Below are 8,379 nucleotides of genomic sequence, written 5' to 3'. Positions count from 1 at the left end.
CAGCAGCAGCGCCCCCAGTTGGTCAAAACCGGCCCGCTGGCGCATCAGCACCAGCCCTAGCCCCAGGCAAACGATAAACACTGTCCCCAGTACCAGGCATTCTGTGATCAGCAGCGATAAGAGCTGACGTCGCGATCGCCACACCGAAGGGCGAATCATGCCGCCCATAAACACAGTGCTAATATCCAACCCGGTCAGCTGGTCGAGTTCAGCCTGGGTCATGCGTAGCGCCTGCAAATCAGGTTTCATTGAGTTTGTGTAGAAAATAGTTACCTAAACGCCAGCCTTGTCAACTTTTCTGCTGGCTCACCAGCCCTGCCATTTCAGACTTTTAACTAGTACTTGTCCAAGCTGATTTTGACAATCCATAGCGGTGTACGGTTCACGGCAGGCCTTAAACCGTATACCGTGAACCCTGAACCTCTATTGACCTATCACCATTGGCCTGGCAAACTACCAGCCTAAAGCTAGGCTCAATTACCAAACAACAGCGTAAAAATGCTGTTAATTACCTGGGCATAAAAGTTGCCTTCTACCTCACGAAATAGCTCAAACGGCTGACCTGGCGAGCCGAAAAATGGTCTCAGCGTCCAGCCCAGCTGACTCCCCACCAAACCGTAGAGCACCAGCCAAAATAGCAGCAGTCGATTGCGAATTTTGGGCGTGTCGATAGTGAAGTCCATGACGGAGCGAATGCCCGAGTAAAATAGCCGCACGCCAATAAAGCCCGTGAGGCCAAAGATGGCGACATTGAGCAGCAAAAAGAAGTGGTAAGTAGGTGGGACGAATTAAATGTCAAATAGGTTAGGTGCCTGTAACCTTTGTCAGTCAAAGCTTTCAGCGATTGCGAAGAAGCCGAGCCATCTTGTAAATGATTGAGCCTTGCTACTTAGCTGCGAATAGAAACTAGAAAGAAAAGGGTGACGGGGGCAAAGCTAAACAGCAGAACGCTAATCACCGCAATGGTGGTGAGGCTCAGCACCGTATACTGGCGAAAATCGGCCTTAGAGCCAAACAGAATGTCGAAAAAATAGAGCGTTGGCAAACAAATGAGCAGGGTCAGCAGGTAGAGGGCCGGCAGCTTGACCATTGACACCAGCAGCTGTTGCCAACCGCTCGATGAGCCAATAATGGCCCCATACACAGCAAAAAATAGCGAGCTAACACCCAGCAGCGAGAGAATTTTAGACTCAATTTTTTTACCCTGGCGCACCTCCTCTAAAAAGGTGGAGCGATCGCGCAGCAGCAAAATCAGCGTCGAAAAGTGTTCCATAGTCCTACCGAGAAGGATGGCTATAAAGGCTCACTTGGAGCGTAGCCATCCTTCAAGTTGGAATAGGTCGGATAAAGTCGGCGATCGCACGGTGCGATCGCCGGAACCGTCGGTCAGCGCCAGCCAAGCATGCCACAACCCACGTCAGCATAAGAGCCCAGACGGCCTAGTCCTTGGCCGAGCTGATTTTGACAGTGGCTAGCCGTTCTAGGTGCAGGGTTCAAAGTACACGGCCCACAGCTCCCCTTGAACCTGAAACCTTGAACCTGAAACCTTAAACCGCATACCCCCACCGACCCGTCATCTTTAGCCCGGCAGCCTCCTAACTCAGGGTTTCATCTAAAAAGGTGATCAAAGCCCGCCACGAGCGGCGATCGGCCATCGCGTCGTAGCGATCGGCATCGCTCCACACCGTAAAGGCGTGGTCAACCCCACCGTAGATTTCCATGTCAAAATCGACCTCGGCGGCGTCTAGCTCGCTGGCTAGCTGGGCGACATCGGCCATCGGCGCAGCGCCGTCGTCAGAGCCGTGGAGAACCAGAATGCGGCCCGACGTTTGGCTGTAGTCTTGGCCCTCGGGGGTATCAAAGCTGCCGTGGAACGACACAAAACCGTCCACATCCATACCCGCGCGAGCCATTTCGAGCACGGCGGCACCGCCAAAGCAGTAGCCAATGGCCACCACCCGGCTGCCATCTATGCTGGGCTGAGCCTGGGCCTGAGCCAGACCCGCCATCAGCCGCGATCGCAGGGTATCGCGATCGGCGTAGAGCATACCGCTCTGAGCCCGCGATTCATCGGCGTTGGTGGGCCGCACCCCCTGACCGTAGAGATCGACGGCAAAGGTTGCATAGCCCTGCTCCGCCAGCATTTGAGCCCGGCGCTTTTCGTAGTCGCCCAGGCCATCCCAGTCGTGCACTAGCAGCACCACGGGCTGGCTGTCGCCAAAGCCCTCGTTAATGGCAAAGTAGCCCTCGAAGGGTTGCTCATTAATGGTGTAAACCACCGGCTCGGCCACAATATCGGCCTTGACCGCCGGAGCTAGACCCACCGCAATCAGAGTAGTCACTACGGCGGCCAGCGCTACCAGTAAGAGTTTCCGTATCACTGCGATCTCCTTAAAATTGATGGTTCAGATGCCTAGACGGTCTTCAGCCATGATTTCTCTTCTTAGAGAAAAATTGACGCCTGGATGCAGCTGCTTTTGCTAGAAGCAGGCCTGGGGGCAATGAAGCCCAATCCGCTGCGGGAATTTCCCCAAACCTGGCGCAAAACAGAGCTAACGTTGCCGCCAGTCCCTGATATCGTAAAGAAGTTTGAAGCTCAGCGCAATTTTGCGCCTCTACCTATGGAATGGACTGCTGACGCCGAAGCCCGACTCAAGGAGATTCCCTTCTTTGTGCGCCCTGCCGCCCGCAAGAAGATTGAGAAGTTTGCCCAAGAGCAGGGCCTGGAGCAAATTACCGCTGAGGTTTACGAGGCCGCCAAAAAGCAGTTTGGCTAAGGTGGCCGTATGGGGCCGCAGGCACAGTTCAGCCTGAGATTTGCCCTGGCGATCGCCAGTATGAGGTAGTGGCTAGGTAACTATGCTGATCAGACTCAGAGTGTGTTAGGTTACAAACCGTATTATCAGAATGCCCGCCGATGACTGGTCTGTGTTCTATAGCATCTGCGAGGTGTAGGTCATGACTTTTCTAGCTTCTTAGGGTTGGCGCGATCGCCCCAACTCTAAAGCGAACTTTTATACTCTGGCTCTAGTGTTGGACAGGTCTTTCAAAATCCCTGCTTCTTAGCAGTCTGTACTACGTTAGACCAGGGTTGCTGCATGAGCAGAATACACGTTGTGAGCTGAGGATGTTTCTGTGCAGGGACAAGGTATGTTCTGACCTGCTGCGACGCACCCAAACATCTTCACTTTATCGATCCATTCCCCTAATACGGTAGAAAAAACTGTGGCGAGTTAACCCTTTTTTAATTTAATACTATTCAGTTCAACTATTATTCAACTCAGGCCTAAGCAACTCAAACCGATCATGGTTAAAAAATCCGATTTCGTTTTGACTCCGTACATGAAAAGCGACGATAGACGGGCCGCTTTTCAAATTCTCAATACAGTCGTTCCCTACATAGCGCTATGGGTCTTGGCGGTTAAGGCGGCTGCGGTTTCGCTGTGGTTGCTGCCGCCCATCATGATATTGATGGTGCTGTTTCTGCTGCGCTGCTTTACGCTCATGCACGATTGCGGCCATTATTCTTTGTTTCAATCTAAAAAAGTCAATCGGGTGGTGGGCTTTTTGCTGGGCGCAATCAACGCGATGCCTCAGCACGCCTGGTCGCGCGATCATGCCTTCCACCACAAGACTAATGGCGACTGGGAACGGTATCGCGGCATCGGTGATTTTTTATCTGTAGACGAGTTCTTGCAGCTGAGTGCCGCTGACCAAAAGCTCTATGGCTTTATTCGGCAGCCCCTGATGACTTTGCCGGGGGGATTTTTCTATTTAGCGATCAAGCCCAGGCTGGCGTTGGTTTTCGGTGTCTATGATTTTGCCCGTCACTGGTTGGCCTGCTCAAAGCGCGATCGCAACATCCGCTTTAAATCGGTGGTTGCGTCCCATCATTCTAAGCATTGGCAATCTAAGGGCGAGTTTTGGGATCTGCTTGTTAACAACCTGTTTGTGATTACTAGCTGGTTCGTGCTGAGCTATCTAATTGGGCCGGTGCTGTTTTTAAGCCTGTATTCAATTATTTTGGCGATCGCAGGAGCAATTTTCATCTGCATCTTTTTTGTGCAGCACAATTTTGAAGGGGCTTATGCTCACCAAACCGACGGTTGGGACTACCTTCGCGGCGCGATTGAGGGCAGCAGCTATTTAGAGCTACCGGCTATCCTGCGATGGTTTACCGCCGACATCAGCTACCACAGTATTCACCACCTTTCCGAACGGATTCCTAACTACAACCTGGCGGCCTGCCATCGCCACCACCAACACTTGCTCAAGAACGTAAAAACCCTGCGCATTGACGAGATGCTTAGCTGCGCCAAATTTATTTTGTGGGATGCAGATTCTAATCGCCTGGTGCCCCTGCCAACCCCAGATCGTGAGCTATCTTTGCCTCAGGCTTAGCAGATTGTCTCTCTTCAGGTGGTGGAAAGTCGGTGTAGATATCGGGCACAGTGAAGCCGTACTTGAGTATGCTTCACATGATGGGATCGCAAAGGCGGCGGGCAATTCCTCGCAGAGTTAACCGATGGTTATGGTCGTTAGGCAGTGTTGTGCTCTGTCTAGGAATTATCTTCTACGGGACGTTGACCATCGCTCAAACCCCAGAAGCAGCCGAAACTGCACCCGCTACTCCATCGACAGGCGATCGCACGCTAATCGTCGGGCTCAGTCCGGTGCCGCCTTTTGCCATTAAATCAAGCAGCGCCCAGGGCGGCAGCGACTGGGATGGCATTGGTGTTCATCTCTGGCGGGAGGTGGCCCACGAGCTTGACCTCGACTACGAATGGCGTGAGGTGCAGCCCAACGATGCGATCGCCCAGCTCAATACTGGCGACATTGATGTTGTCCTGGCTACGGCCACGGCTCCTAGAGAGCAGCAGGTAGACTTTACCCAAAGCTATTTTGCCGCCACCTTAGGTATTGCCACGCTGCGGCAGCAGCAGGTTTGGAGTGTCGTGAAGGCCGTTCTCTCGCCTCGGTTTTTAAGAATTTGCCTGTGGCTATCGTTGGTATTGGTCGTTGTTGGCTTTCTTTGCTGGCTGCTTGAACACCGCGCCAATGAAGACATGTTCAACAAATCGCCCCGGCAGGGCATTTGGGACGGCTTCTGGTGGGCTGGCGTCACGATGACCACCATCGGCTACGGTGATAAAGCCCCCAAAACACTGGGGGGGCGAATTTTGGCTCTGTTGTGGATGCTGGTGGCGATGGGGCTAACGGCTAGCCTCACCGCTTCGATCACCTCGGTTTTGGTGCTCGACCAGGGAATTCAGCCTATCCAGGTACAACAGCTGCAAGCCAAACAGGTGGGTAGCATTGCCGATACTACCGCCGCTAACTACCTGCAGCAAGAGCAGATTCAGTTTCAGAGCTTCTCAACTCCCGAAGCAGGGTTACAGGCCATAGACGAAGGCCGCATCGATGCGTTTGTTTATGGCACAGTGCCTCTACGAACCCTAAATCAAGACACGTTTCAATCGCGCCTGCAAGTTGAAGACACCGGCATTCAGGTCAGTCAATATGCGTTTGCCCTACCGACCAATTCCCCCCTGCGCAAAGCTCTAAACCAGCAGATTTTGCAGGAGATTAGCGAGTCTGGTTGGCAATCCATGCTACAGCGCTACCTACCAGACTCTGGGTAATGGGTAACTCTCCTGAGCGAAAGTCGAAGGGGGCAGTTTGCTTCGACTTCGCTCAGTCAGCCTAGTCGCAAGGACACTTACGGGTAATGATTTAGTTTAAACAAACGTGGCTGGGGTAATATCGGCCACATTTGTCGACAACAACCTGGCCATTACATCAAAGGTTGTATCGTTCAAAACAAATGTATTGCTGACCTCTTCACCCGTACCCTGGGCCAAAATAACATCAAAAAAGGTAGCATTGGTCAGCTTATCCACAGCGGCATCAAAGTCTAATACGGTAGTAATGCCAGCCCCGTCAACCAAAGCGAAGGTGTCTATACCCTCGCCGCCAAACGCAACATTGTTGCCAACTCCAGCGTTCAAGACGTCGTCGCCGCCAAAGCCAAACAAGCGATCGTCGCCGCTACCCCCCAGCAGTGTATCGTTGCCATCGGAACCCTCAAATATATTGGTGCCCAATATCGTGCGCGTCTCTGGATTGATGTGGGCAATACCGGCAAACTCACCGTTAAAGGTGTTGTTCTCAACCACAATATCGGAGAAAATCTCAGCTGGTTCTCGGTGATCAAATGCTACAGCGGCGGCGGCAATATCATTGAAAACGTTGCTGCTAATTTCAATATTTGATTGGGTGCCCTGGCTTAACTCACCGTCTGCGGCAGCAAGGCGAATGCCGTAAAACAAATCAGCAAATGTATTTTTGACGATTTCAACATCGGTCAAATCGCGATCGTCGAGGGTGACGATGCCGTCGTAAGCACCCGAGAACGTGTTATCTGCAATCACAACATTCGAGGTAGAGTTAGCCGAGCCGTCATCATCCAAAGAAAGCTGAAGGTTATAAAGAGCGGCACTAAAGACAGCGGCTTCATCAGAAAAATTGGTTATGCCCAGATCAATAGCATTGCCTAAAATCTCAACGTTCTGAGAATTGTCGACCTGAATACCCCGTCGTCCGGAGGCACTGGCCTCGTCATGAAAGCCGATATTGTCAGCGATCAGCAATCCATTCACATTGTCAATTCGCATGATAGAGGCATCGTTGCCGGTGATGCCGTCAAAGTAGTTGCCTGTAATTGACCAGTTAACCCCCCCAGACGGTGCGCCTCCGGTACCAAACCCATTGGTAATAAAGGTCTGTTTGTTATTGGTTAAGCCAACAAAATCGTTGAATGCGATCGCAATATTACTGAAGTTATCGCCACTACCACCGCCCTGAATAGCCGCTGAATCATTGGTAAATTCAAACCCTAGAACTGAGATATTATTATCGCCTAGAGTAAACGAGCCTTCGATAATAGACTCTTCACCACGGGCGTTATCGTTACCAGGCAACCCAAAGTTAGCTCCAATCAGGGTTAACTCTTTATCAAGAATGACATCTTCACTGTAGGTGCCAGCCGCAGCAATCAAAATATAGCCATCGCTAGCGGCATCTACTGCGGTTTGGATGCTGTCAAATCCACCGACCAAATTGTTTCTGGTGTCGAATAATTGTAAAGGTTGAGCGGGTGGCATGACCCCACCCAAACCTGCGACCAGAGTGATATCAGAGTCAAATTTATCTAATTTATCCAGGGTGAAGGGTTCTTGAAATAAGTCAACTAATAGGTTAAAGCCATTGGTATCAGTTAGATCAAGCAGACTTTGATCAAAAATGTCATTGACTATATCCGTCGCCGCCAAATTCTGAATCCGAACAGCATCAATGGCTTCTCCCGAAGCCAGGCCAAAATCGCTTAAGTCGAAGGCTGTGGCAAACAGCCCGGTACCATCAGCCGAGCCGCTAATTGCAGCTTCGTCGTAGCTGTCGAAGGTCTCATAGCGAAACGGGGAGAAATTCCCAGTAGTAGCACTCCGGACAGCGACAGCGTAGTATTCAGGGCCATTGGCAAACCCGTTTTCGTAGACAACAAAGTCGTCACCCGCCTGGTTAACGGGGCCAGCGCCAGCATCCCAGGTTAATTCAAGGGTTGAGCGATTAAAAAGATTGCCCAACGCGAGCGACTGGCTATCACTTCCACCAACCAGTGAGCCGACGGTATTATCGGCAAGCTCGGGAAACTGTAGCCCCGACAGAAAGAGTTGAGTTGTTGCTGCTCCATCTACGATAGAGCCATCGGTCACCAAGTCATTCTCTTCAAACGTGAAGCCAGCAATTGTAAATGCAGCCATAATTGCAAGATCCTGTTGTAAGTGCAAGGCAACGATTCAGGAGATCAACCGGTTTGGCCACCAAACAAGGGCTATGGGGCAGCCTCGATTAAACCGGTAGGAGTGTCATCTTGCTTAAGGATGATTTTGGGTTGACAAGATGACAGCTGGACTTTTCTTTGCCCGCCTGCTTTTACTCTATTACTTTAATGGTGAGGCATTGTAGAGTCTTGTGTGTAAAGAGAAATAAAGCAAGAACCTGCCTGCTGACATGGGGCAGAAGCTTTATTGAAGTAGTTTTCTCTAAGAGTATCCCAACTAAAAGAACATCCCTTCCAAGGATGCGAACTCGGCCCAATGGGCCGATCGCGGTGAGACCCTGGATACGTATTTAGTTGGAACACTCTAAAGTTAGTTTGTCCAACCTTTAGCAGTAGTTAGACAAATACAAAGGGCTCAATACGGATTTTGGGGAGCTAGTTCAACAAGGTCTCCAATAGGTTGCCCAGCAGTGCCTTTCCTCGCTTACGGGCATTGTGTACGAACTCAAAGAACCCCAGATAAAGCGGCAGTTTCTCCT

The 8,379-nt window shown here is 51.2% G+C and carries 6 protein-coding genes and 3 pseudogenes; 3 read left to right on the top strand and 6 right to left on the bottom strand.

Annotated features, from left to right (window positions below; all coding sequences use genetic code 11):
- The 4 genes and pseudogenes from IQ273_RS26790 to IQ273_RS26775 all read right to left on the bottom strand — a co-directional run.
- Window positions 1-249 (bottom strand): annotated as a pseudogene (locus tag IQ273_RS26790) (hypothetical protein); the annotation flags it as partial.
- 224 nt (window positions 250-473) lie between these two features.
- A complete protein-coding gene (locus tag IQ273_RS26785; RefSeq protein ID WP_194026190.1) occupies window positions 474-761 on the bottom strand; it encodes a hypothetical protein in 288 nt (95 codons plus the stop codon).
- 137 nt (window positions 762-898) lie between these two features.
- Window positions 899-1,273 (bottom strand): annotated as a pseudogene (locus tag IQ273_RS26780) (actin-binding WH2 domain-containing protein); the annotation flags it as partial.
- Window positions 1,274-1,595: 322 nt separating this feature from the next.
- Complete coding sequence (locus IQ273_RS26775) at window positions 1,596-2,381, bottom strand: dienelactone hydrolase family protein (protein WP_194026189.1); 786 nt, start codon at window positions 2,379-2,381, stop codon at window positions 1,596-1,598.
- A 240-nt stretch (window positions 2,382-2,621) separates the two neighbouring features.
- On the opposite strand from IQ273_RS26775, the gene IQ273_RS36030 reads away from it, so the two are divergent.
- From IQ273_RS36030 to IQ273_RS26760, 3 genes are all read left to right on the top strand, one after another.
- Window positions 2,622-2,777: a PCP reductase family protein gene (locus IQ273_RS36030; protein WP_194026191.1), complete on the top strand. Its 156-nt coding sequence runs from the start codon at window positions 2,622-2,624 to the stop codon at window positions 2,775-2,777.
- A gap of 529 nt (window positions 2,778-3,306) precedes the next feature.
- Window positions 3,307-4,401: a fatty acid desaturase gene (locus tag IQ273_RS26765; RefSeq protein ID WP_194026188.1), complete on the top strand. Its 1,095-nt coding sequence runs from the start codon at window positions 3,307-3,309 to the stop codon at window positions 4,399-4,401.
- 182 nt (window positions 4,402-4,583) lie between these two features.
- Window positions 4,584-5,642 (top strand): transporter substrate-binding domain-containing protein, encoded by a 1,059-nt coding sequence (locus tag IQ273_RS26760; RefSeq protein ID WP_194026187.1) that lies wholly within the window; start codon window positions 4,584-4,586, stop codon window positions 5,640-5,642.
- A gap of 96 nt (window positions 5,643-5,738) precedes the next feature.
- Here the strand turns inward: IQ273_RS26760 and IQ273_RS35050 are convergent, their stop codons facing one another.
- Both IQ273_RS35050 and IQ273_RS36025 read right to left on the bottom strand, forming a co-directional pair.
- Window positions 5,739-7,820 (bottom strand): hypothetical protein, encoded by a 2,082-nt coding sequence (locus IQ273_RS35050; RefSeq protein ID WP_194026186.1) that lies wholly within the window; start codon window positions 7,818-7,820, stop codon window positions 5,739-5,741.
- A gap of 455 nt (window positions 7,821-8,275) precedes the next feature.
- Window positions 8,276-8,379: pseudogene (locus IQ273_RS36025) on the bottom strand (DDE transposase); the annotation flags it as partial.

The sequence above is a fragment of the Nodosilinea sp. LEGE 07298 genome, assembly GCF_015207265.1.
Taxonomy (GTDB): Bacteria; Cyanobacteriota; Cyanobacteriia; order Phormidesmidales; family Phormidesmidaceae; genus Nodosilinea.
Note: the sequence above shows the minus strand (reverse complement) of the source record. Positions and strands in the feature narration are given on the sequence as shown.

Coding starts and splice junctions, on each gene's coding strand:
- IQ273_RS26765 (WP_194026188.1), top strand. CDS start 3,307: ATGGTTAAAAAATCCGATTTCGTTTTGACTCCGTACATGAAAAGCGAC.
- IQ273_RS36030 (WP_194026191.1), top strand. CDS start 2,622: ATGGAATGGACTGCTGACGCCGAAGCCCGACTCAAGGAGATTCCCTTC.
- IQ273_RS35050 (WP_194026186.1), bottom strand. CDS start 7,820: ATGGCTGCATTTACAATTGCTGGCTTCACGTTTGAAGAGAATGACTTG.